The organism is Bdellovibrio bacteriovorus HD100, assembly GCF_000196175.1.
GTDB lineage: Bacteria > Bdellovibrionota > Bdellovibrionia > Bdellovibrionales > Bdellovibrionaceae > Bdellovibrio > Bdellovibrio bacteriovorus.
This window is the reverse complement of the sequence record NC_005363.1, coordinates 245826-268237: the sequence shown is the minus strand read 5'-3', so window position 1 is coordinate 268237 and position 22412 is coordinate 245826. Positions and strand designations below refer to the sequence as shown.

23 protein-coding genes and 1 pseudogene are annotated in these 22412 nt (G+C 50.3%); 10 read left to right on the top strand and 14 right to left on the bottom strand.

What is annotated here, in order from left to right:
- Positions 1-26: 26 nt before the first annotated feature.
- Positions 27-776: an SDR family oxidoreductase gene (locus BD_RS01300; protein WP_011162879.1), complete on the bottom strand. Its 750-nt coding sequence runs from the start codon at positions 774-776 to the stop codon at positions 27-29.
- A 144-nt stretch (positions 777-920) separates the two neighbouring features.
- On the opposite strand from BD_RS01300, the gene BD_RS01295 reads away from it, so the two are divergent.
- From BD_RS01295 to BD_RS01275, 5 genes are all read left to right on the top strand, one after another.
- Positions 921-1931 (top strand): ketoacyl-ACP synthase III, encoded by a 1011-nt coding sequence (locus BD_RS01295; protein ID WP_011162878.1) that lies wholly within the window; start codon positions 921-923, stop codon positions 1929-1931.
- Positions 1932-1945: 14 nt separating this feature from the next.
- The gene (locus BD_RS01290) at positions 1946-3445 is read left to right on the top strand and encodes an acyl-CoA synthetase (protein WP_041583430.1); all 1500 of its coding nucleotides are present in this window, start codon (positions 1946-1948) and stop codon (positions 3443-3445) included.
- 73 nt (positions 3446-3518) lie between these two features.
- Positions 3519-4043: a hypothetical protein gene (locus BD_RS01285; RefSeq protein ID WP_011162876.1), complete on the top strand. Its 525-nt coding sequence runs from the start codon at positions 3519-3521 to the stop codon at positions 4041-4043.
- Positions 4044-4109: 66 nt separating this feature from the next.
- Positions 4110-4766, top strand: a complete 657-nt coding sequence (locus BD_RS01280) for a matrixin family metalloprotease (RefSeq protein WP_011162875.1) — start codon at positions 4110-4112, stop codon at positions 4764-4766.
- Positions 4767-4806: 40 nt separating this feature from the next.
- A complete protein-coding gene (locus BD_RS01275) occupies positions 4807-5460 on the top strand; it encodes a hypothetical protein (RefSeq protein ID WP_231839239.1) in 654 nt (217 codons plus the stop codon).
- Positions 5461-5464: 4 nt separating this feature from the next.
- Here BD_RS01275 and BD_RS01270 read toward each other — a convergent pair whose 3' ends face one another.
- From BD_RS01270 to BD_RS01245, 6 genes and pseudogenes are all read right to left on the bottom strand, one after another.
- Positions 5465-5908, bottom strand: a complete 444-nt coding sequence (locus BD_RS01270; protein ID WP_011162873.1) for an outer membrane protein assembly factor BamE — start codon at positions 5906-5908, stop codon at positions 5465-5467.
- 86 nt (positions 5909-5994) lie between these two features.
- Positions 5995-6558 (bottom strand): hypothetical protein, encoded by a 564-nt coding sequence (locus BD_RS01265; protein ID WP_231839238.1) that lies wholly within the window; start codon positions 6556-6558, stop codon positions 5995-5997.
- A 16-nt stretch (positions 6559-6574) separates the two neighbouring features.
- Positions 6575-7291 carry a hypothetical protein gene (locus tag BD_RS01260; RefSeq protein ID WP_231839237.1) on the bottom strand — a complete coding sequence of 239 codons (717 nt, stop codon included), beginning with the start codon at positions 7289-7291 and terminating at the stop codon, positions 6575-6577.
- A gap of 300 nt (positions 7292-7591) precedes the next feature.
- Positions 7592-10081: pseudogene (gene secA, locus BD_RS01255) on the bottom strand (preprotein translocase subunit SecA); the annotation flags it as partial.
- A 130-nt stretch (positions 10082-10211) separates the two neighbouring features.
- Positions 10212-10694 carry a tRNA (cytidine(34)-2'-O)-methyltransferase gene (locus BD_RS01250; RefSeq protein ID WP_011162869.1) on the bottom strand — a complete coding sequence of 161 codons (483 nt, stop codon included), beginning with the start codon at positions 10692-10694 and terminating at the stop codon, positions 10212-10214.
- Positions 10687-11289 (bottom strand): gamma-glutamylcyclotransferase family protein, encoded by a 603-nt coding sequence (locus BD_RS01245; protein ID WP_144313893.1) that lies wholly within the window; start codon positions 11287-11289, stop codon positions 10687-10689. Before BD_RS01245 ends, BD_RS01250 begins: the two co-directional genes overlap by 8 nt.
- A 252-nt stretch (positions 11290-11541) precedes the next feature.
- Between BD_RS01245 and BD_RS01240 the strand changes: the two genes are divergently transcribed.
- The 3 genes from BD_RS01240 to BD_RS01230 all read left to right on the top strand — a co-directional run bounded on the left by BD_RS01240 (position 11542) and on the right by BD_RS01230 (position 13815).
- On the top strand, positions 11542-11880 hold the full coding sequence (locus BD_RS01240; RefSeq protein WP_011162867.1) for a P-II family nitrogen regulator: 339 nt from the start codon (positions 11542-11544) through the stop codon (positions 11878-11880).
- 31 nt (positions 11881-11911) lie between these two features.
- A complete protein-coding gene (gene glnA / locus BD_RS01235) occupies positions 11912-13324 on the top strand; it encodes a type I glutamate--ammonia ligase (protein WP_011162866.1) in 1413 nt (470 codons plus the stop codon).
- Between the two features lie 74 nt (positions 13325-13398).
- A complete protein-coding gene (locus BD_RS01230) occupies positions 13399-13815 on the top strand; it encodes a glycine cleavage system protein H (RefSeq protein WP_011162865.1) in 417 nt (138 codons plus the stop codon).
- Between the two features lie 53 nt (positions 13816-13868).
- On the opposite strand, the gene BD_RS01225 is transcribed toward BD_RS01230, so the two are convergent.
- Positions 13869-14423: a DUF4383 domain-containing protein gene (locus tag BD_RS01225; protein ID WP_011162864.1), complete on the bottom strand. Its 555-nt coding sequence runs from the start codon at positions 14421-14423 to the stop codon at positions 13869-13871.
- A 150-nt stretch (positions 14424-14573) separates the two neighbouring features.
- On the opposite strand from BD_RS01225, the gene BD_RS01220 reads away from it, so the two are divergent.
- Positions 14574-15461: a DMT family transporter gene (locus BD_RS01220; RefSeq protein WP_011162863.1), complete on the top strand. Its 888-nt coding sequence runs from the start codon at positions 14574-14576 to the stop codon at positions 15459-15461.
- On the opposite strand, the gene BD_RS01215 is transcribed toward BD_RS01220, so the two are convergent.
- The 5 genes from BD_RS01215 to BD_RS01195 form a co-directional block, all read right to left on the bottom strand.
- Positions 15442-16719 (bottom strand): hypothetical protein, encoded by a 1278-nt coding sequence (locus tag BD_RS01215; RefSeq protein ID WP_011162862.1) that lies wholly within the window; start codon positions 16717-16719, stop codon positions 15442-15444. The two genes, BD_RS01220 and BD_RS01215, sit on opposite strands and share 20 nt — an antisense overlap.
- Positions 16720-16887: 168 nt before the next feature.
- On the bottom strand, positions 16888-18303 hold the full coding sequence (locus tag BD_RS17925) for a HAMP domain-containing methyl-accepting chemotaxis protein (protein ID WP_011162861.1): 1416 nt from the start codon (positions 18301-18303) through the stop codon (positions 16888-16890).
- A gap of 9 nt (positions 18304-18312) precedes the next feature.
- Positions 18313-19116 carry a transporter gene (locus BD_RS01205; RefSeq protein ID WP_011162860.1) on the bottom strand — a complete coding sequence of 268 codons (804 nt, stop codon included), beginning with the start codon at positions 19114-19116 and terminating at the stop codon, positions 18313-18315.
- Between the two features lie 43 nt (positions 19117-19159).
- Positions 19160-20443, bottom strand: a complete 1284-nt coding sequence (locus tag BD_RS01200; RefSeq protein WP_011162859.1) for a Na+/H+ antiporter NhaC family protein — start codon at positions 20441-20443, stop codon at positions 19160-19162.
- 2 nt (positions 20444-20445) lie between these two features.
- Positions 20446-20718, bottom strand: coding sequence for a peptidylprolyl isomerase (locus tag BD_RS01195; RefSeq protein ID WP_011162858.1), 273 nt, complete (start codon positions 20716-20718; stop codon positions 20446-20448).
- A 51-nt stretch (positions 20719-20769) separates the two neighbouring features.
- Between BD_RS01195 and BD_RS01190 the strand changes: the two genes are divergently transcribed.
- Positions 20770-21525 (top strand): substrate-binding periplasmic protein, encoded by a 756-nt coding sequence (locus BD_RS01190; protein ID WP_011162857.1) that lies wholly within the window; start codon positions 20770-20772, stop codon positions 21523-21525.
- On the opposite strand, the gene BD_RS01185 is transcribed toward BD_RS01190, so the two are convergent.
- Entirely contained in the window at positions 21522-22394 is an 873-nt protein-coding gene (locus BD_RS01185; protein ID WP_231839236.1) for a hypothetical protein, read from the bottom strand. The genes BD_RS01190 and BD_RS01185 overlap by 4 nt on opposite strands.
- Between the last annotated feature and the right edge of the window lie 18 nt (positions 22395-22412).

The window sequence follows — 22412 nt, the reverse complement described above, 5'->3', positions numbered from 1 at the left end:
TCCTTATAAAAAAGTTGTCAGATCATTTATAGAACCAAACCACCATCAACGCTGATCACAGCGCCGTTGATATAACCCGCTTGCTCGCTGGACAGGAACAGACATGTATTGGCGATGTCGTCCACTTCCCCCAAACATGCCACTGGAACTTTTGCTTTCATGCCATCCAGCACTTCAGCAGGCATCGCCTTGGTCATTGCTGTTGCAATAAAGCCCGGAGCAATTGCATTGGAGGTGAAGCCTTTGCGACCCAGTTCTTTCGCCCATGTCTTGGACATTCCGATCACGCCGGCTTTTGCCGCCACGTAATTGGTCTGACCGAAGTTTCCATAAAGCGCCACAACAGACGCGATATTGATGATGCGTTTGCTGTTGGAGTTTGGATTGAATTTTTCCAAAACAGATTTCGTGACGTTGAACAAACCTGTCAGATTGGTACTGATGACGGCATCCCAGTCCTCGGGTGACATTTTTGCAAAAGACTTATCGCGGGTGATACCTGCGTTGTTCACAAGAATATCCACAGTCCACGGCAGGGACGCCGCGGCTTTTGCTACCGAGTCACGATTGCCCACATCGACTTGCGCGATGTGAATCTGCGATCCGTACTTTGCAAATTCAGATTTCGCCGTTTGCAAAGCTGCTTCAGAATAATCCCAGATGGAAACATTTCCACCGGCTTCCAAAAAGCTTTTGGTGATTTGAAAACCGATACCGGAAGCTCCGCCGGTCACGATGGCATTTTTGTTTTTGAAATCGAAATTAATATTTGTCATGCACTTGAAGTACCCCGACAGGCCCCCGGTCCGTCAAAGGAAAAAGCACTTTTTCGCTCGGAGTATAGAGTGAATGCTCTAAATTTCTTTTCTTGCCAAAGTTGCGAAATTGAATTGTAGATAAGCGAAATCGCAAAGGATTAAATGATGACAACGACAAGAAAAGCGACAATTGCAGGGACCGGGATGTACGCGCCTGAGCGTGTGATCACCAATCAATATTTCAATGATCTTTACAAAAAAGACATCGGAACCTTCCTGGCGGAAAACCGCAACATCAAGGAACGCCGCTGGATGACTGAAGATCAGCGCACGTCTGATTTGATTCTGCCAGCGGCAGAACAGGCGATGAAAACCGCTGGCATTACGGCAAAGGATCTGGATCTTATTATTGTCTCTACCGACACACCTGATTACCTTTCCCCGTCCACCGCCTCGGTGGTGGCGTACCGCCTGGGTGCGGTGAATGCGGGAACTTATGACATCAACACCGCGTGCGCGGGCTTTGTTGTGGGTTGTGATATCGCTTCCAAATATATTTTCGCCGACAGCAAATATAAAAACGTGCTGGTGGTGGGCGCCTATGCGATGTCCAAGTATCTGAACTTTGATGACTACAAAATCGCTTCCTTGTTCGCCGATGGTGCAGGGGCCGTGATTCTGCAACCATCCAAAGATGACACAGGATTCATCGACAGCCAGATGTACACCGACGGTCAGTACCACGACTATATGGGCATCTATGCCGGGGGCACCGCCCAGCCGGTCACCCACCAGGTGGTGGAAAACAAAGGTCACCTGTTGGCTTTCCCAAAACGCATTCCGCCTGAGACCAATGGCATTCACTGGCCGCGTTTGACTAACATTCTATTGGATCGTATCCAGAAGAAGCCGTCTGATATCAAGCACTTCTTCATCACCCAGTTCAACGTGCAAAGCATCTATGAAACTTTGGACAAACTGGAGCTACCGCGCGATCGCGCCCACTACGTGATGGACCGCTTTGGTTATACCGGATCTGCCAGCATCGGCATGGCGGTAGCGGATGCGGCCAATCAGAAAAAAATGAAAAAAGGCGACTTGGTCTTTATGTTGGGCTCTGGCGGTGGTATGAGCATGGCTGCACTGGCTCTGGAGTGGGGATACGACACTTAATCCACGAGAAGGTAATGATGGAACTGGATTGGCTGAAACGCTGGAAGCTTTATTCTCCGAAAAATATCGCCATTAAAGATGGCGATACGGGCCGTGAATTTTCCTATGCTGAATTTTTCGATCTGGCCAATGCCGGAGCACATGTGCTGCATGAAAAGTTCGGCATCTGCAAAGGGGATCGTGTGGCGGTTCTGGCCACCAACGAACTGGAATACGTGTTCCTGTTCTTTGCTTTGCAGCGCCTGGGCGCCATCATGGTGCCCGTCAACTTCCGTCTGACCCAGCGAGAGGTCAATCACATCATCACGGATTCTTCGCCGAAACTGGTTTTGTTCCAGGAAGCCTATCGTGACATCGTTGAGAACCTTCCGGACACCCGGCACTATCTGCTGCAAGGACCGGACAGTTTTGCCACGGACCTGCAAAACCCTCCGGCCCAAGGGGAAATGCCCTTCGTACCGAAGGAAGAGGACCCGGCCATGATCCTTTACACGTCAGGCACGACGGGATCCCCGAAAGGGGCCCTCCTGACTTACAAGATGATCTTCTGGAACTCGATCAACACAACCCTGCGTTTGAATATTTCTCAAACCGACTGCACGGTGATCTTTTTGCCGTTCTTCCACACAGGCGGCTGGAATGTTTTGACGACGCCGTTCATTCATCGTGGAGCCAAGGTTGTGTTCTTAAAAAAATTCGACGCTGAACAGATTTTATCTTTAAGCGAAAAAGAAAAAGCGACGCTGTTGTTCGGTGTTCCGACCACCATGGAAATGATGGCAAGATCCCCCCGCCTCAACGACATCAACCTGGAAAGCATTCGCTATGCGATTGTGGGCGGCGAACCGATGCCGCTGGAGCTGATCAAGACCTGGGACAAAAAAGGCGTTCCGGTGCGCCAGGGTTACGGTCTGACTGAATTTGGTCCGAATGTGTTTTCACTGAATGAGGAAGATGCACTCAGAAAGATCGGTTCTATCGGTTTTCCAAACTTTTATATTGAAGCCAAAGTCGTCGACCCGGAAGGCCGCGAATTGGGCTCCAATCAAGTGGGCGAGCTGTTGTTGCGTGGTCCGATGATCATGCAAGGCTACTGGCACAATGAAAAGGCCACACAGGAAACCATCAAAGAGGGCTGGCTTTGCACTGGTGATCTGGTTCGCCGTGATGACGAAGGGTACTATTACGTTGTCGGGCGCAAAAAAGACATGTTCATTTCGGGTGGAGAAAATGTGTACCCCCCTGAAGTGGAGCAGATTCTGCGCTCCCACCCCGGGGTCTTAGAGGCTGCGGTTATTGGCATTCCAGATGACAAATGGGGCGAGGTCGGCAAAGCCTTTGTGGTTCGCAGCAGCAATGAGCTGACGCCGGAAACCCTGCACCAGCACTGCATTCAGAATCTGGCTAAATTCAAAATTCCCAAGCATTTCGTGTTTTTGCCGAGCCTTCCCAAAGGGGACAGCGGCAAGATTCTGAAGCGCGTTCTTGCGGAAACGGCGAATCAAAGCTTCTAACAAGTCCGTCATTTTCAGTTATACAAACGCCCCCACGGGGGTTATACAAAGTCCACCTGAACGGAGACTTTTTATGAAAAAGCTGATGATGGGCCTGATGTTGGCCGTGAATCTGATTTCCTTCAACGCCTTGGCTGACAAGCAATTCGTGGGCGCGAACAAGTTCTACGACTTGATCGCAGACTACAAATCGGTTTGCAAATCTGCAGAGTGCGTGAAGCCTTACCGCGAGATGATTGTTTACACAAACGGCGTGCGCGACTCTTTCCTGACAAAATTTCAGTTCACAAAACTTGAACGCATCTCTGACAAACAAGCCTTCATCTGGATCGACACCGTTTTGCAAGGTGACTTCCACACTGACGGCAAAACCGTTTTGGAAGAAGTCGTGGCGATCTTTAAAGGAACTACCCTGGTTGCTTACAAAGTCGACTACAGCCAGCTAGCTTGGTATGTCGGCGCTTGCGGCTGGGATGGCGAAAGCATGTCGGGCTTGGAAAAATGCCCGATGGGTAAAATCCATGAGTCCAGCTATGTGTCCCCGGATTTCAAAACCTATATCCGCAACCACGACGATATCGCTCAGTTCTATAACTAGGTCCTAGGTCGAGTATTCATTTCTTGTCAGGTTGCGCGTTTAAAACTCGTGTAAACTGACAAGTATATGTTCAAGTGGATCGTCCTTTCTCTCACACTTCTATCTTTGTGCGCCTGCGAAAAGGGCCCCAGTCTTGGGCCCGGCGACGACGGTCTATTAGCCAGTGAAAATCAAGCCGACTGTGGCTTTGTGCAAAACTCTTACGGTCAGCGTGTTTCCTGGAAATCCAACATCCCCGTTAAATTGAAACTTCACGGCAGCTATCCGACTGAATACGAAGACGCACTTAACAAAGCGGCCCAGCACTGGAACGATGCTGCCGGCATGACTTTGTTCACCTTCAGTCGTGTGACAGATTCCCAAACCAACTCTGCCGCCAAAGACTCAAAAAGCACCGTGCACGTCCTAAACAACTGGCCTTGGCAGGAAGCTCCGAAAAAGAACTATCAGGCTTTGACGACCCTGTACTGGCGCTCCAACCAGATCTATGAAGCAGATCTGATCCTGAACGACCAGTTCTTTAACTTCTTTACTTACGACACCCCGTCTATGGGCTCAGGTGTACATCTGGAAAGTTTGATGGTGCACGAACTGGGACATGTGTTGGGTCTCAAACACCGCGACAACACCATAGCCAGCGTTATGTGGAGTATTTTAAGTTCAGACACCATCCGCAACACCCTGACTCAGGCGGATCGTGATACCATAAAGTGCGAGTACTAATATGAAGAGACAAAAGTCACCGCTACAAAAAATGTCGCGCATGATGAGCCTGATCTTACTGATGGCGGCTCTTCCCTTTGCCTTGCATCTGCTGAACGAAAAACTTTCCCCGCAACGAAAAGTCGCCTCGGACGGCGGCTTAAGCTCGGTGGGCTCCGTCTCGGACAGCTTCGATTTGAGCGAAGCCACCCCGGAAGAGTTCAAAAAAGCTTTCAAATACCAGGTTCTGAAGAATGTCGAACTGGATCAGTTCAGTGACGGCCCCGGCATCAAACTGGGTCTGTTCCTGATGAAGAGCCCTGCCGGTTCCCGGGTGTTTGTGTGTGATCGTTATCCAACCGTGGACTTGCTGTTTTCTGCCGAAGGTGTGGCGATTTCCGGTGAAATTCCGAAGATGGTCGTGCGCATCCCATGCGTGGTCAGCGATGATCAAAATCACATCGCGGCCTTCCCGATTCCGTTTGCCCGGATCTTCGCCAGCCCCGTCAGTGATTTTGAATTCGACATCACCGCCCCGGGCATTCGCGAAGGTGGCAAAATCTATTTCCGCAATGTGGTGGATGAATGGCCGCGCGAGTGGGCTTGGACGGGTGTGAAATTTTACGGGAAAGATCCCTCGGACACTTTAGAGATCACCGGCTATGAAGTGATCTCCGTCTTGGGTGAACCCCTGGTGTTGCCTCAGGGGCAGTAAGTACTTAACGAACCGGCTCGAAATCCGGAACGTAACGAACCTTGTCTTCGCCTTTGGATTTCTTTTCATACTCATCATAGGAACGACGGTGACCTTCCACATCGCGGGCGATCTGTTCGTCGATCTCGCGGTTCTTGCGATCGTTCAGTGAATCCATGGCCACGGCATTCTTTTCAGCCGGCGGCTGCCAGACATCACCAACATAGATGGCGTTGCCTTCAAAGAACTGCACTTCTTTCACAAACTTGATGCGCTTATCATAGAACACATAAGTCCAGCGGTCTTTGCCATGAAATCTTTGAGTTTGGGTGGGGCTGCCCATCAGATCCAGAACGTCGTCTTTTTCCATTCCTGGCGTGATTTCTTCAAACTGCTTCAGCATGGATGTCTGGCAGGCAGACAGCATCAGGCCAAGCGAAATCAACGGTATAGCCGCATATCGGAGCATACTTCCCCCATTCTTCTAAGGTACCAGCTTCGCCCGTTCCTCGAAAGCGAGCAACTTTCTTTTGTCTCAAACTGGGACAGGGATTTTTATTTTTTCAGGATGACCGGATCAGTCAGACTGGCCGGAGCCTGAGGAACGGACTTTTTATGCCCGTCAGCAGCCTCTGACGCTTCCACCTTTTTTACATCTTCCGGAGCTTCGTACTGAGTGCGAACCTTCTTCAGGGTGCGCTTTACAGACGACCCCAGGCTCATCTGATTTTCCATCTCTTCGATGGATTTCAGATCAATGCGCTCATACTCGCGTTTGTCCGCCAGGCCCTTTTCAGGGTAGCGGTACTTAAGAAGGGTTCTTTCCTTGTCGTAGTCCTTCAGATTCTTTGCCAGATCCTTGTGCAGGGTCATCATGTGCTGAAGAATCTCATTCACCTTGGCTGGATCCTTGGTGTGCTGCTTTTCCAAAATCAATTTTTGAATTTCCGTTTCACCCGCACGGATCTTGGCCTCCAAAGCCGCCACCCGAGCCTGAACCACGCCGTAACTTTCCTCGCGCGGTTTAACTTCTTTCGGGGCGTCTTTTGCATCCGCAGGCTTGCCGCTCTCTTCTCCCCCGCTGGCCAAAGCCGCGGAAGCAGACAAAAGGATTGTCAAAAAGCTAGACGAAATTTTAAGAACCAGACAGGACATCTTGCCTCCAGGAAATTTTAAAAGGCAGATACTTTATTCGGTTGATAAGGACAGAGGCTTTAGCCGGAGTCAGGCCATGCAAAATCAGACGTCCGCCCCCCACGTGCGACAGCAAATCCGCCACATCCCAGCCAAAGCGGGAATCGGTCATGGCCTCTCGCAACTGCGCAAGCAAACGACTGGATTCAATGCCATCAATAGTGACCGTATAAGCCAGCGGCCCCACCGCCGTGTCGGCGTTGGCAAAATCAGTGACATCAGAAAAATCCGCCGTGTCTGAAGACATCGGCGCAGGCTCATTCAGCGGCTGCGAATTCACAGAATCCAAAGTTTGGCTGAAATCGTAAGGGGTTTCTTCCATTGGAGGAACTTCACCGGGAACTTCCACTGGTTCCGCATAGGAAACATTGTCCTGCGGAGGTGCCATCATGCCCGGATCCTGCGAAGGCTCATACGCCTGCTCGGCATACTGCTGTTCGTTGGAATACGACTGATCCTGATAAGATTGTTCTGGTATGGAATTGTCGGGAGTAAAAGTTTCCTGCGGAGCAGAGAAATCCTGAATAGGTGGAACAAAATCATTTCCAGGCTGCTGGAAATCCTGTCCCCCTTGGAAGTCGGTGCCGTTTTGAAAGCTTTGTGCAGGCTCTGAAAACGACTCGGCCGGAGTTTCTGGCTCCGGCTCGTGTTGCGCCATTTCTGGCTGTCCATTCCAGTCGACAAAGAAAACCGCATTGCAGTGGGAACACGTGAAAAGAGTCCCCAGATGCTTATCAAGAATCTCTACCGGCTGGTGGCAACTTGGACAAGAAGCCAATTATCTTTTTCCCTTCGTGTCTTTGTCCATACGACGACGCTCTTCGCGGTTCATGGGACGATCATCACGCGGGCCGCTTTGGAAGGTCATCTTGCGCTTTGGAGCATCTTCAGAAGTCTCAGGAATACTGTGACCGATGTCCGCTTCGCTAGGAGATGAATAATCCAACTCATCCAGGTCCGCTTCTTCCGGACGCAGGCTTTCCAAAACTTCCTGCTCGTTTTGCTGAGCCACCAGCTGAACGCGCATCACTTTTTCGATCGCATCAGACTTGATGGTGTTGTTCAAAGTTTCAAAGGCTTTGAACGCCTCTTTTTTGTACTCGATCAAAGGGTCTTTCTGTGCGTAACCGCGCAAAGAGATACCCTCTTTCAGTTTGTCGATCACGTACAAGTGGTTCTTCCAGTGGTGATCGATGCTTTGAAGAAGGATCATCTTCTGAACCTGTTCAAAGAACGGACCCATGGAATTTTTCTGACGTTCCCAAACTTCCTTCACACCGGACTTCACCGCGTCCGTGACCGTCTCGGTGTTCACCGCCATGGTCGCAAAGTCGATTTTGAAACCGAAGCTTTGTGCCAGAGAGTTGTTCAGGCCTTCCAGGCTCCACTCTTCTTTTTTTCCACCTTCAGGGATGTGCGTATCCAGCAGATTGGAAACAACATCACCAAGCCAGTCCAAAGTGGTTCTTTCGATTTCCTGACCCTCCAGAACCTTGCGGCGCATGCCGTAGATGGCGTTTCTCTGCGCATTCATCACAGAGTCGTATTCCATCAGGTTTTTACGGATATCAAAGTTGTGACCTTCGACCTTGCGTTGAGCGCCTTCGATCGCGTTGGTCACCATTTTAGCTGTGATTGGTTCATCTTCAGGGATGTTCAGCATTTCCATGATCTTCTGGATGCGCTCACCGTTGAAGATTCTCATCAGTTTGTCTTCCAAAGACAGATAGAATCTGGATTCACCCGGATCCCCTTGACGACCGGAACGACCCCGCAGCTGGTTGTCGATACGGCGAGATTCGTGACGTTCAGTACCGATAATGTACAAACCACCCACAGAGCGAACTTCCGCACGCTCGGCTTCAACCTGAGGTTTGATTTTCTGAACCGCTTCCGCGAATTCCGGAGAATCATCATTGCCCACCTGAGCTTTTGCCAGCATGTCAGCGTTACCGCCCAGCATGATGTCAGTACCACGACCCGCCATATTGGTGGCGATGGTCACAGCCCCTTTGCGGCCCGCCTGCGCGATGATTTCCGCTTCACGTTCGTGGTGTTTTGCATTCAGAACTTCGTGCTTAACACCCTCTTTGCGCAGGAACGCACTCAAAGCTTCGGATTTTTCGATGGATTCAGTACCCACCAGAATCGGCTGACCCTTGGCCATACGCTCTTTGATGTCGGCGGTGATGGCTTTGAATTTCGCTTTTTCTGATTTGTAGACCACGTCTTCCTGATCTTTACGCTGGATCGGACGGTTGGTCGGAATCACGTTCACTTCAAGATTGTAGATTTTCTTGAACTCCACCGCTTCAGTATCTGCCGTACCGGTCATACCAGACAGTTTTTCGTACATACGGAAATAGTTCTGGAAGGTGATGGTCGCCAAAGTCTGATTCTCAGACTTCACTTCAACGCCTTCTTTGGCTTCAATCGCCTGGTGCAGACCATCGCTCCAGCGACGACCTGGCATCAAACGTCCGGTGAATTCATCGACGATCACGATCTCGCCGTCTTTGATCATGTATTCCACATCAAGACGATACAGATAGTGAGCTTTCAGGCCCTGATACACGTGGTGCAGGATCTCGATGTTTTGTGGATCATAAAGATTGGAAAGTCCCATCAGCTCTTCGACTTTCGCGTTTCCGGCGTCAGTCAGGGAGGCTGTTTTGGATTTTTCCTCCATGGTGAAGTGAACATCGCGCTTCAGGTGCGGGATGATCTGATTCACAGCATAGTATTTGTCAGTGGAGGATTCCGCAGGACCGGAAATGATCAGCGGCGTACGCGCTTCATCGACCAGGATGGAGTCGCACTCATCGACGATGGCATAATAGTGAGGTCTTTGAACATAGTCGTTCAAATCAAACTTCATGTTGTCGCGAAGATAGTCGAAACCAAGTTCATTGTTGGTGCAATAAGTGATGTCACAAGCGTACATCTGTTTGCGCTGCTGATCTGTCAGACCGTGAACGATGATACCCGTGGTAAGACCCAGCCAGCCATAAAGACGACCCATGTGCTCAGCATCACGACGAACCAGATAGTCATTCACAGTCACAACGTGAACACCGCGGCCCGTAAGAGCATTCAGGTAAACCGGCAAAGTCGCCACCAGGGTTTTACCTTCACCCGTTCTCATCTCGGCGATGTTGCCGCGATTCAGAACATAACCACCGATCAACTGAACGTCATAGTGGCGCATTCCCAACACACGCTTGGAGGCTTCACGGCAAACCGCGAATGCTTCCGGCAGGATATCGTGAACTGTTTCGCCCTTCTTCAGTCTCTCTTGAAACTCAGGAGTTTTGGCTTTGAGTTGATCATCCGTAAGGGCTGCCATCTGAGGTTCCAGGGCATTGATACGATCCACGGTGGGCTGGATCTTTTTCATCTCACGGTCGTGCTTCGTTCCGAACATTTTTGTCAAAATTTGTGTAACCATAGCCTAAGAGGATAGACCCAAATTGACAGAGGCGGCAAGGTAAGGGGGCAATTTCTGGATGCGTCATTGACGCGATTTCATTCAGAATTTCAAAGACTTCCTCGAGAGCGACCCCGACCAAAGCCTTAAACTATCGCAATGTAAATCGCACCTGACGAAGACCCTCATAAGCCGCGATCGCCACACTGGTGGCGAGATTCAGGCTGCGAGCCCCCTCCCCAATCATGGGGATGGTGACGGTCTGCTGTGGGTGCTTTTGCAGGAACTCGGGATCCAGTCCTTTGGTTTCTTTACCAAAAACGAACCAGTCTCCGGATTGATATTGGGGCTCAAAATAGGTGCGCTGGGTCTTGGTGGTGAAAAGCCAGATGCGGGACGGATCTTCAACGTGTTTCCACCAGTCCTCGAAGGTTTCGTGGCGATACCACGTCAGGTGAGGCCAGTAATCCAGCCCCGCCCGCTTCAGATTGGTGTCGTTGATTTCAAAGCCCATTTTTCCCACAATGTGCAGTTCGCAGTTGGTGCCAACACACGTGCGCCCGATATTTCCGGTGTTTTGCGGGATTTCGGGCTCGATAAGAACAATGCGGAAAAGCTTTTCTGTATTAGGCAAGGTGTCTGTAAACCTCTTGGCCCAGTTTAGACAGCGCCAGTCGACGACCTTTATCGACGATCAGCTCAAGATTCATCAGCTCACGATAGAGCGTCAAATCAATCGGTACGATCTCCCGGCCAGAGGAGCGACCCAGTCTCTGAATATAGGTAACCTGTTTTTCACTCAGTTTGGAAGTCAGCACCGGCTGTTCTTCCATGGAGCGTCTCCAGTCGCCGCCTGAAATCACCGTGGCATTCACCGGCAGCTTCAGAGGATTCAGGAAGTAGATCCAAGCTTTCACCGGAGCAGACATGCCTTCCGGGTGCACTTCGATCTCTTCTCTGGAGTAAAGGCTCTTGTCGGGATCCATGCGGTTGTAGCCGTGGAACTCATCCATCAGGCTCAACAATAGATCGGATCCCTTAAGTTCAATCAGTTGCCCCGGAACCAGGTCAGATCCCCCTTTGACCACCGCCGGGAAGCCCACTTTCAAGCGGTAGGCAGTCGCCTTAACCCTTGCAAATACTGAAGATTCCACGAAATTCTGGATCTTGCTGAAATGGACCATGCCCTCGCAAAAAGAACCGTATACGAAAAAACGCGTTGTAGTCATTATCCCCCCCGAGTACGACAACAAAGTTTGATTTTCCGAAAAAGAGGTCCCGTGTGTACCAAAAACCACATGGCACCGCAAGCCGCTTTGCCGACGCTTTTTCTTTTTTTCCAAGCAGTGACACTTACTGGTCTGCGTTATTAAGAAATTAAAAAAATTAAATGACCTTTCTAGTTTTTGCATTCCTGAGTTCCTTTGCTATCCTTTTGAAAATCTAAATTTAGAATTTCGTTTTCCCGAACAAAGAAGTAGATGAAAAAAATTGAGGCAATCATAAAACCCTTCAAGCTTGATGATGTGGTCGATGCTCTCTCAGAGGTCGGCGTTGAAGGGATCACTGTCTCAGAAGTTCGTGGTTTCGGTCGACAAAAAGGGCGCACTGAGGTTTACAAAGGCGCCGAATACGTTGTCGACTTTCTCCCAAAGATAAAAATTGAAGTGGTTCTTCCGACAGCTCTGGTCGACAGCGCTGTCGAGGCCATTCGCAAAACAGCTCACACAGGCAAGATTGGTGACGGCAAAATCTTCGTGCTTCCTGTGGACTCAGCCCTTCGCATCCGCACCGGTGAGAAGGACGAGCAGGCTCTTTAGATTATAGTTTTAACCCCCAGGGAGGCTCACGATGACCGGTAAAGATGTATTGAAGTTCGCCAATGAAAAAGGCGCGAAAATGGTGGATCTGAAGTTCTGCGATATGCTTGGAACTTGGCAGCACCTGACTGTGCCTTTGCACCAACTGACTGCTGAAGCTTTTGAAGAAGGCTACGGCTTTGACGGAAGCTCGATCCGCGGATGGAAAGGGATCGAAGAGTCAGACATGATCATCATGCCGGATCCTTCCACAGCGATGATGGACCCGTTCATGCAGGTTCCAACATTGTCTTTGATCTGCGATGTCTGCCTTCCTGAAACACTTCAAGCCTACAACCGTGACCCTCGCCAAGTGGTGAAAAAAGCCATCGCTTATATGCAGTCCACCGGCATTGCTGACACGGCTTACTTCGGTCCGGAAGCGGAGTTCTTCATCTTTGATGACATCCGTTACGAACAAACCAACAACTCGGCCTTCTATATGATCGACAGTGACGAAGCTGTCTGGAACACCGGACGCGACGAAGGTGGCAAAAATCTGGGTTACAAAATCCGTCCGAAAGAGGGTTACTTCCCGGCTCTGCCGACAGATTCCCAGCAGGATCTAAGAACCGAAATCTGCCTTGAGCTTGAAAGATGCGGCATGCAAGTGGAACGTCATCACCACGAAGTCGCTTCCAGCCAGGGGGAGATCAACTTCCGCTTCGACACCGCTCTGAACATGGGCGACAAAATGATGTGGTTCAAATACATCGTGAAAAACGTGGCAAAACGCTACGGTAAAACCGTGACCTTCATGCCAAAACCGATCTTCGGCGACAACGGTTCCGGCATGCACATCCATATGTCCCTGTGGAAAGATGGAAAAAACCTGTTTGCCGGCAACAAATACGCAGGCCTTTCTGAAATGGCTTTGCACTATATCGGTGGCGTTTTGAAACACGCTCCGGCTCTTTGCGGTATCATCAACCCGACAACCAACTCTTACAAGCGTCTGGTTCCGGGCTTTGAAGCTCCGACCAAGCTGGCTTACAGCTTCAAAAACCGGTCTGCGGCAATGCGTATCCCGAACTCCGGTCCAAATCCGAAGGCAAAACGTATTGAGTTCCGTACTCCAGATCCATCTGCCAACATTTATCTGGCAGAAGCAGCCATCCTGATGGCGGGTCTTGACGGCATCATCAACAAAATCAATCCGGGCGATCCACTGGACAAAGACATCTACGGTCTGCCTCCACAAGAAGCAGCGGCGATCCCTTCTGTTCCGGGCACTTTGGAAGAAAGCTTGAATCACCTGATGAAAAACTGCAGCTTCCTGAAAAAAGGCGATGTTTTCACTGATGACTTGATCGAGACCTGGGTTCAGTACAAAATCGACAAAGAAGTGCGTCCGGTTCAACAAAGACCGGTTCCCTACGAGTTCCACTTGTACTACGATTGTTAAGGCGCTTTTGCGCAGGAGGCGATGCGGGCTTGCTCGCATCGCTGGACTAGATCAGCTTTAGATAAGGAAAGAATATGGCATCTGACGACGTAAGAAATTTTATGGGCTATCTGTGGATCCGAAAGGAAGATGGACTCATCACTATCGGTATCAACGAAGACGGTCTTGAAGACTTCGAATCCATTTCTTCTGTGGACCTTCCTGCAGAAAATGAACAGGTCGAAGAAGATGTTGTAATCGGAACCCTTGAAACTGATGACGGTCCACTGGACATCTACACTCCGGTTGCCGGAACTGTGGTGGAAGTGAACTCCCAGGTTATCGACGATCCATCTTTGATCATGGAAGACCCTTACGAAGAGGGTTGGCTGATCCGCATCGAGGCTGATGAAGAAGCCGATGAGGACGATGAAGACGAAGATGATGACGACGACGACGACGACGATGATGAGGATGAAGACGACGATTACGAGGATGAGGACGAAGACTAGTCCTTAACTATCAATGAAAGCCCCGGAAAACCGGGGCTTTTTTTATTCACGAATCAATGCCAGGTGGTTCCCTTCGGAGCCATGCGATCCAGCTTTCGGGCCGTCAGCCAGGCTCCGATCACAAAAGCCGCCCCGATCAGAATATGCACGATGTGATCGGCGGTACCCAACTCCAGATAGCCAGGAACCAAACGCCACCAGAACGAATCATAGTCCATAGCCGGAGGAATCATACTGGTGTTGGAACCGAAAAGGAATCCGGCAAGCCCCAACATCCCATAGATGGCTCCGAAAACATAACTGAAGCGCTCTGCCGAAAGCAGCGAATTGTTCACACCAAACCATAATGCCGCAATTCCCGAGAAGATGTGCACCAGATTGTGGGTCCAGCCCAGATGCATTCCAAACAGGTTCGGCAGCACAAACCCTGCCATTCCGACCAGCACAAAAGCCACCCCGACAACCATGCACACCCACTGCGCGGGTGAGGTTTCAGTTTCGGCCAGTACCACGGGTTTTTCTTCAGGACGCTGAATCGGTTTCGAGACTTTCTCTTGTTTCGGAATCTCTTTAGGTGTTTTTTCAAAGTTCGATCTTTGCGGTTCCATAAGATGCTCCTTTGTTTAAACAGCATCATTATCCGCCTTCCCCGGGGGCATCGGCAGAAGTCTTATGGAATTTTGACAAGATTCATTGGCCCAGATGCGATTCGACAGGAATCCGGTGACCGTACTTGGACCTTCTGCTAAATTTCGCCGATGCCTGCAAGATTTGAGAATCTGATTTTATATGCAATTTGCACCCTGATCTGGGGCTCCACCTGGCTGGTGATCACCTTCCAGATCGATGCGGCGTCGCCAGTGACTTCGGTGTTTTGGCGTTTCCTGCTGTCCACGGCTATCTTGTTACTTTTCTGTTTCTGGAAAAAACAAAACCTGAAGTATTCCCGCCAGGATCATCTGCTGTTTGCAGGCCAGGGTGTGCTGATGTTTTCCATCAACTACATGCTGACCTATGTGGCGGAAACCATGGTCAGCTCAGGGATGGTCGCACTAAGTTTCACCCTGCTGGTTTACTACAATATGTTTGGAATGCGTCTGTTCTTCAAAAAACCCATCACACAGAATGTGATCTGGGGTTCTTTATTGGGCGGTGTGGGAATCGTATTCATTTTCCTGAACGAGATTCTGAACTTTGATCCCAGTTCCAGAACTATCTGGGGTCTGCTGGTGGGCTTCCTGGCAACACTCTCGGCTTCCCTGGGAAACATGGTCGCGCAGAAAAGCTATCAGAAGCGCATTCCCGTGGTCGTCACCAACACCTGGGGTATGCTTTACGGAAGTCTGTTCACCCTGATTGTGGCCCTGGTGCTGCAACATGATTTAAGCATTCCCCTGAATGCCCGTTTCCTGGGGGCGCTGTTCTATCTGGCGTTGTTCGGATCGGTGATCGCCTTTGGCGCATACTTGTCTTTGGCAGGAAGAATTGGAGCGGAGAAAGCCGCCTATACCAGCGTGCTTTCTCCGGTGATTGCTCTGACACTTTCCAGTTTCTTTGAGAACTTCCACTGGACGCCTTATATCATCCTGGGTGTGGTTCTGTGTCTGCTGGGAAATGTGCTGACGCTTACCAAGCGGGCGGGTTGATTCCCGGAGGAAGGAAGAACACACCCACTTGGAACATGATGGAAATCGTTTTATCTGTCGTTTTTCTTAAATCCCGGCCCTGAGGGGCGCCGTTATCCACGATGATCAAACCGTCATTGCTGCCGGAAATATAAGTATGCCCCGGAGTATAACCTGCGCCATTCATCATGATCGCACCCAAAATCGGGCGATACTTTGTGGAATCCCAGGCGATCCAGCCCGCCTTGTAAAGGGCCATGGAATAGTTCACGACCGCCGCAGTGCTGGACCAGATCAGCTGATTGCCTTTGGTTTTGTTAAAGTCATCCGTCACACGATAGCCTGCGCGCTGATAAGCCTGACGCAAAAGTTCCGACTGAAATTCTGCACAAGGAACATTCGCAAACCCGTGGCGAACCGCCGTGCCTTGAGTCGCAATGCTCCAGGCCCCGGTGGTTGTGATCGCTCCGGTTTTTTCAAAGTCGATGGATCTTTGGGTCGCGACCTTTTTATCGATCATCAAATAAGACTTGGGCGTGGCCACTTCACGGTTTACCGCTTTCTGCAATTCTGCAAAGATGCTCTGGTACTTTTCACGCTGAGCCGCTGACATTGATTCAGGCTTTACACCCTGATTTAGTTTCGCACCAAACCGTTTGGTCACAGAAGTGACATAGTTGAACTTCGGCTTTCCGCTGGGCTGATAATACTTCAGAAAGCCTTCCCCCGGAGAGGCCGCTTGAACCACTGCAAAGTTGCCTTCGGTTCCTTCCAGGTTTCCAACGATGGAAGCAAAAACAAACAGTCCACCCGAGGTTTTGTTGATTTCATCAATCTTGCTTTGCGGGAACTGCGTTTTGAACGCATCAGTGACAGAAACGATCTTCACCGGATACAGAAATCCGGTGCTGGATCTTTCAATGGCTCCGCTGGAGGTGCGGTAATCCAGATGTTTGACTTCGTAATTGGACGGAACTTCGATCTGGGTTCCCGGGGGAAGTTCGACCTTATTTTCAAGGATACCGGATTTTTCATAGCGCAGAGTCATGGCCTGATTTAGCAACAACTTCTGACTGGCGACCGCTGAACCACCGCCTGCACCGGTATTGCCGCCCGCTTCTTCTTCCGGGGACTCCACTTCAGGAGTCGGTGGAACAATCGAGGCGCTTTCGTTGCCGGTTTCATCAATCGCCGGGAAATCATTGGCTGGTGCACATGCCGCCAGAATCAAAAGTGCTGCCAACAAAAGAGACTTGGTGATTATTGTGGTTCCTGCCATGGGACCTCCGTTCACAGAGGTCTTCGGCCGACTCACATTAGGAATTTAATGTTTTTGGAGGTGTAAAAACTTTTTTCACCAGATTGACTGCAAGTGCAGAAATTCTGAATGAAAGAACAAGAAGGCTTGTTTGTTTACGGACCTCGAGGCGAGGTCCGTGATCTTTCTTTACTTTCCGACCAGGGACTTTAATTCACTCACAAGCCCCTGCATCCCATGGGACATCTGCGACATTTGATCGCTGGTCTGCGCCACTTCCTGCGCGACCTGGGCGTTCTTTTGTGAAGCCTGATCCAGCCTGTTCATTGCTTCACTGATCAAAGTGATGCCGCGGGACTGTTCATGACTGGCACCGGCGATTTCGTTATTGATCTCAAGCACTTTTTTTGCTGAGTCCAAAAACTTTTGAAGCTGCTCACCGCTTTCGGCCGCCGCCTTGCTGCCGTCGTGAATGCGGGAAACACTTTCTTCGATCATCTTGGATATGCCCTTGGCTGAATCGGCACTTCTTTGCGCCAGTCCCCGAACAGCATCCGCAACCACCGCAAAACCTTTTCCCATCTCTCCGGCTCTGGCTGCTTCCACTGAGGCATTTAAAGCCAGCAGGTTTGTCTGAAAGGCAATATCATCGATCACCTGGCTGACATCCCGGATCGCCGCGGAGGATTCTTTTAATGTCTCCATTGAGGCTATCAGTTTCTGCACGGACTCGGCCCCGGCCTTGGATGCGGCAAAACTTTCGGCCGACAAAGCTGATGCGGTTTTTGCACTTTCAGAGTTCAACTTCACCATGCCGGAAAGCTCCTCCAGAGAAGCCACCGTTTCTTCAAGTGAGGCTGCGGACTGGGTCGCACCTTGCGCCAAATCCTGACTGGCACGATTCAAATGAGCACTGGTTTCATCCAGTGAATCTCCCGAACTTTCGATATTGGCCGCAAACCGGGTCATTCGACTTACCAGACTCTGGGTCACAAGCATTCCACCCGCCAAACAGAACAAAACACCAAGACCTGCCACCACCACATTCAAGGTTCTCAAACCCGCTCCCGATTGATGGGCCGCTTCGGCATCCTTTTCTATCAGCCCCCCCAGCGCTTCCATTTTTTCCTCAAGCACCTTAAAGCTCTTGTTGAAATCTTCAAGCTCGCTTAAGGCCGCCCGATACCCCTGGGTGCTGGCAAGACCCACAATCTTTCGGGTCTGCCCAATATACCTTTCCATTTCGGGCTTGGTTTCGGCAATGGCTCGACGAGTGCCTTCGTTCAACGGCAATTCTTCCAAAGCCTGCAGATACCGTTGGAAGTCACCTGCTTTTTCCTCTGTCTCTTGCGCAATCGCCTTGAGATTGTCTGCTTCGTTACTTTCAGCCGCCAATAAGGATGCCAGCACAACGGATCGCAGACCGTCATGCATCATATCCGCCAGAGTCATGTTACGAACCGCCGGCAGCTGAACTTTAGCAACATTATCAAACTGATTCATCAAGGTGGTGGAATTCACATAGGAAAGAACCGCCACTCCCACCAGAACAACGATGAATCCCCCACACAGGAACAACAGTCTTTTTCTTAAAGTCCAGCTCATGACTGCCTTCTACCAAAGCTTGGATTCGATAGAGAGATAAACGAAGACACCCCGTTCATGTTCTACCGCTGACGGACCCAACCCCAGCAGTGCACCAATGCCCGGAACCACTTCCGTTTCCTGACCTACATCAAAGGCCGTACGTATCCCAGGAACGATGTAATAGGTGGACTCGTTGGCCTTGGTGTCCTGAGCCACCACAGACTCGGCATTATTAAAGGCAAATTCACACAAAAGATTCGTTTTCGGGGTCACATTGTAAACAACACTGGTGCCGAAGTTAAATCCGAATACAGAAGCCGTGTCCCCATCCGAATTTTTTGCATCCGGAGTATAAGTAAATCCGGCATTCCAATGGTTGGTCCACTTTTCACTCAGAGTCAGAGACACCGCCTGATTGAATTGAAAACCCGCCACGCCGTTACCAAAACCTTTTTTATAATCCCCGGTCGGCAAAATCAGGGTAAAGCGAGGAGCGATGGCGACAAGGTCAGTGTTGAGTAACTGATAACGATAGTTCAAGAGCACGTCACCCACCTGGGTTTCCTCTTCAACACCGTTCAGCTTCATCACAGGGATCACATAGGAAAACTGATGAGTTTCATCGGTTATTGGAATCTCATTTGTGAAGTTATAGGTCCATTCATGGGCTGGATCAATGTACTGATATGACTGGATGAATTGAACAACCCCGGCCTCCTGGTTGTAGGCCTCTTCAATCAAAAAGGAATTGTCTTTGACAACTTCGGCGGATGTCACCGCACACACAGACAACACACACAGCACAACAGTGAGACTTCTAAAGAACATCATGTATTTTCCCTCCGGATATAGATGATATTCTTTCGAATTTATCTTACCGACGCAAGGTTCTCCATACCATCGAGACTATAGTCACCAGACCCAGGAAGTAACAATACTGCACACTTCCGGCCAACCCCAGTGGAGAAATCTTTGCCATCTGACTTGCCAACAGAATCTGGGCGCCATAAGGAATCACCCCCTGCACTACACAGGAATAGATATCCAGAATACTGGCACTGCGGGCCGGTGGGACCCCTTCGGTCTTAGCCACCTCACGAGCCAGATCGCCGGTGATGATGATGGCCACCGTGTTGTTCGCGACGGCAAAGTTAGCAAGGGACACCGACAGGGCAATGCTGAACTCCGGCCACATTTTTTCCAAGCGGGCACTGCGGAACTGCAACTTTTTAAGCCAGGACTTCAGAGTCTGAATCCCCCCCTGCTCCTTCATCATCTGACCCAAGCCGCCCATAACCATGGAAAGCAGGAAGATCTCCTGCATGTCCTTAAAGCCTGCATAGATGTCCTGCCCCAGGCGCAGGACCGTGTAGTCAGCAAAGAACAATCCCAACGCTCCCGCCAGGACGATCCCCAGCATCAGAACCAAAAATACATTCAGACCCAACAAAGCCAGAATCAGCACCACCGCATACGGCAGAGCTTTGTAAAGTTCGCCGGAAGCCACCGGCACAGCCGCACCTGACTTCACCGTGAAATAAAGAAGAATCATTGTCAGAATGGCCGCCGGCAAACTGATGGCGAAGTTCACACGGAACTTGTCACGCATCGAGGCCCCCTGGGAGCGCGTGGCCGCAATTGTGGTGTCGGAAATAAAGGACAGGTTATCCCCGAACATGGCGCCGCCGACAAGCGCGCCGAACACCAGAGTCTTGTCCAATCCCCCCGCAGAGGAAAGCCCCAACGCAATCGGCCCCAGTGCGGAAATAGTTCCCATTGAAGTTCCGATCGCAGTCGAAATCAACGCTGCCAGGAAAAAGAAGCCGGGAACCATCAGGCTTTCGGGAATCACTTTGAGTCCCCAGTATATCGTGGCATCCACACCGCCAATGGCCTTCACCACCGAGCCAAAAGCTCCGGCCAGCAGATAGATCATGCACATGGTAAGGACATTATAGTCCCCCAGCCCCTGCATGAAAGTTGTCAACTTCCGGTCAAAGGTTCCCTTCATAAGGAAGAAAGCCAGAATCACCGCAGGCAAAGTCGCCACTGGAGACGGTAATTGATAGAAGGCGAAATCCACACCCTGCCACAAATAATAAAATCCACTCCCCAAAAATACCGCAATAAAAGTCAGCAGTGGAAGAAAGGGTCTCATGCCTACTCCGTTCTTCGGATGATGTGATAGCCAAAACGTGTGCGCACCGGGTGTAATGTTGTCTCATTCACCTTCAGGGCAAAGGCGGCCTCCTCGAAAACCTCGTCCATACGGCCTTCGGCAAAAACACCCAAATCCCCGCCGACACGGGCCGAAGGGCACTGGGAATACCTTTGCGCCAGTTCTTCAAAAGTCTTTCCACTTTTCAGCGCACGCAAAATGTCTTCCGCCTCATACTGATGTTTTACCAAAATATGGCTGGCTCTGATTTTCATACTGTCCCTTTTAATTTGACGATCACTTAAAGCTTCCTTAAGGTCGTAAATGTGAAATTCACTTTATTTCTGCTTCTTTTCAGCTTTTCCGCATGGGCAAAACCTGTGGAAGTCCATGTCGGTGGATATGAATTTCCACCCTATGTGATCAACTCCGGCGGCCACTATGAAGGCCTGACGCTGGATTTTATCGCATTACTAAACAAAAAACAGAGCAAATATAAATTCACCTTTGTCCCGACGACGTCCACCCGAAGATACCATGATATGAAATCCGGGCGATATCAAATCATTGCGTTTGAAAGCAAATCCTGGGGTTGGAGCAACGAACAGGTCGACACCACCAAGATCTTCCGTTTTGGCGCCGAGGTCTTTGTCGCCAACAAAGAGCGCGCCAAAGATCAAAGCTTCTTCAATGAACTTAAAGGCAAAACGATCAAGGGAATGCAAGGCTATCACTATGGTTTCCTGGGGCTGTCCACCAGCAACAAGGCCCTGAAAGGTTTCAACGTTGAGTTCACCAACACTCCTGACGGAAACATCCGCTCGGTCGTGATGAAACGCGCGGACATTGCCGTGATTGCCAAAGAGTATCTGGATATTTACCTGAGCAAACATCCCGACGATCGCGATAAGATTCTGGTCTCTAAAAAGCCAGACCAGATTTACGAACTGGGAGTTCTGCTGAGCAGGGAAAAAAGCCCCATTTCAACCGGAGAAATGAACCGGTTGATTGATATGGTGATGAACGATGGCTCCTGGCCCGCCCTGCTGAAAAGCAAGGGCATCAGTGAATCCAAGCTTTAGTCTTTGCCCTCATTACCAAAGATCAAATCCACTTTCAGATAAAGCGTCATGACCGGGGCAAAGTCATCTTTGCGGGCCCAGGCGATTTCCGGCGTGGTTTTCAGATAAATCCAGTCAATGCTGGTTCGTTGGGTGTACGTGGACGACAGCACCAGGCTGTCGCCGTAAAGGGAGTAGCCTTCCATCTTGGTGTTAAAACGGAAGTCATAGGACAGGGCCGAATCTGCTGTGAAGGTCTGAATCAACGACGGACCATGGTGAGTTCCAAATCGTTCGTTGGTCATGGCCCAGTTGGCTTCATTGATAAATCGAAACAGCAATTCACGATCGAAGGCATAGTCCGTGGTCAATGATGATGTTTCCTCCCACTCGTCTTTTTTGGACCAGCGAAATTCCTGATAAAATGAATTTTCAAAAATTCCCATCAAGAAGTTCCGGCGCAAGCGCAGCTTCGCAAAATAATTCACCGGAATTGTCACCACCAACCCCGCCTCGGTGTTCAGATCCCAATAACGCTGGGCGGGCTCCTGACCGGATTCACCCTCGCCCCCTTCATCGGTGTTATTCCGGCTGAAGTACTTGTCGCGAAGGCTCTTTTCCCATTTCTGAAAGTTCGGCAAATAAAGATTCAGAGACGTCGAAAGGTCCTCTGCCCCCAGGTCTCCATCACGAACATAAAGGGTCTGCGAAACACGCAAGGTGCTGGTGTTACGGGCGTCATCGGCGCGGGTGTTTCCAAACAGGGCATCGACACTTTCAGAAAGACGAACCACTCGTTTGCTAAGGACTTCCCGGGTGTCTTCCAGATAGACTCGGCCGGCACGCATGGACTCTTCAACAACCCCGGTTTGCGGGGCCGGCACCGGCATCGGGTTTTCCTGGGAAAT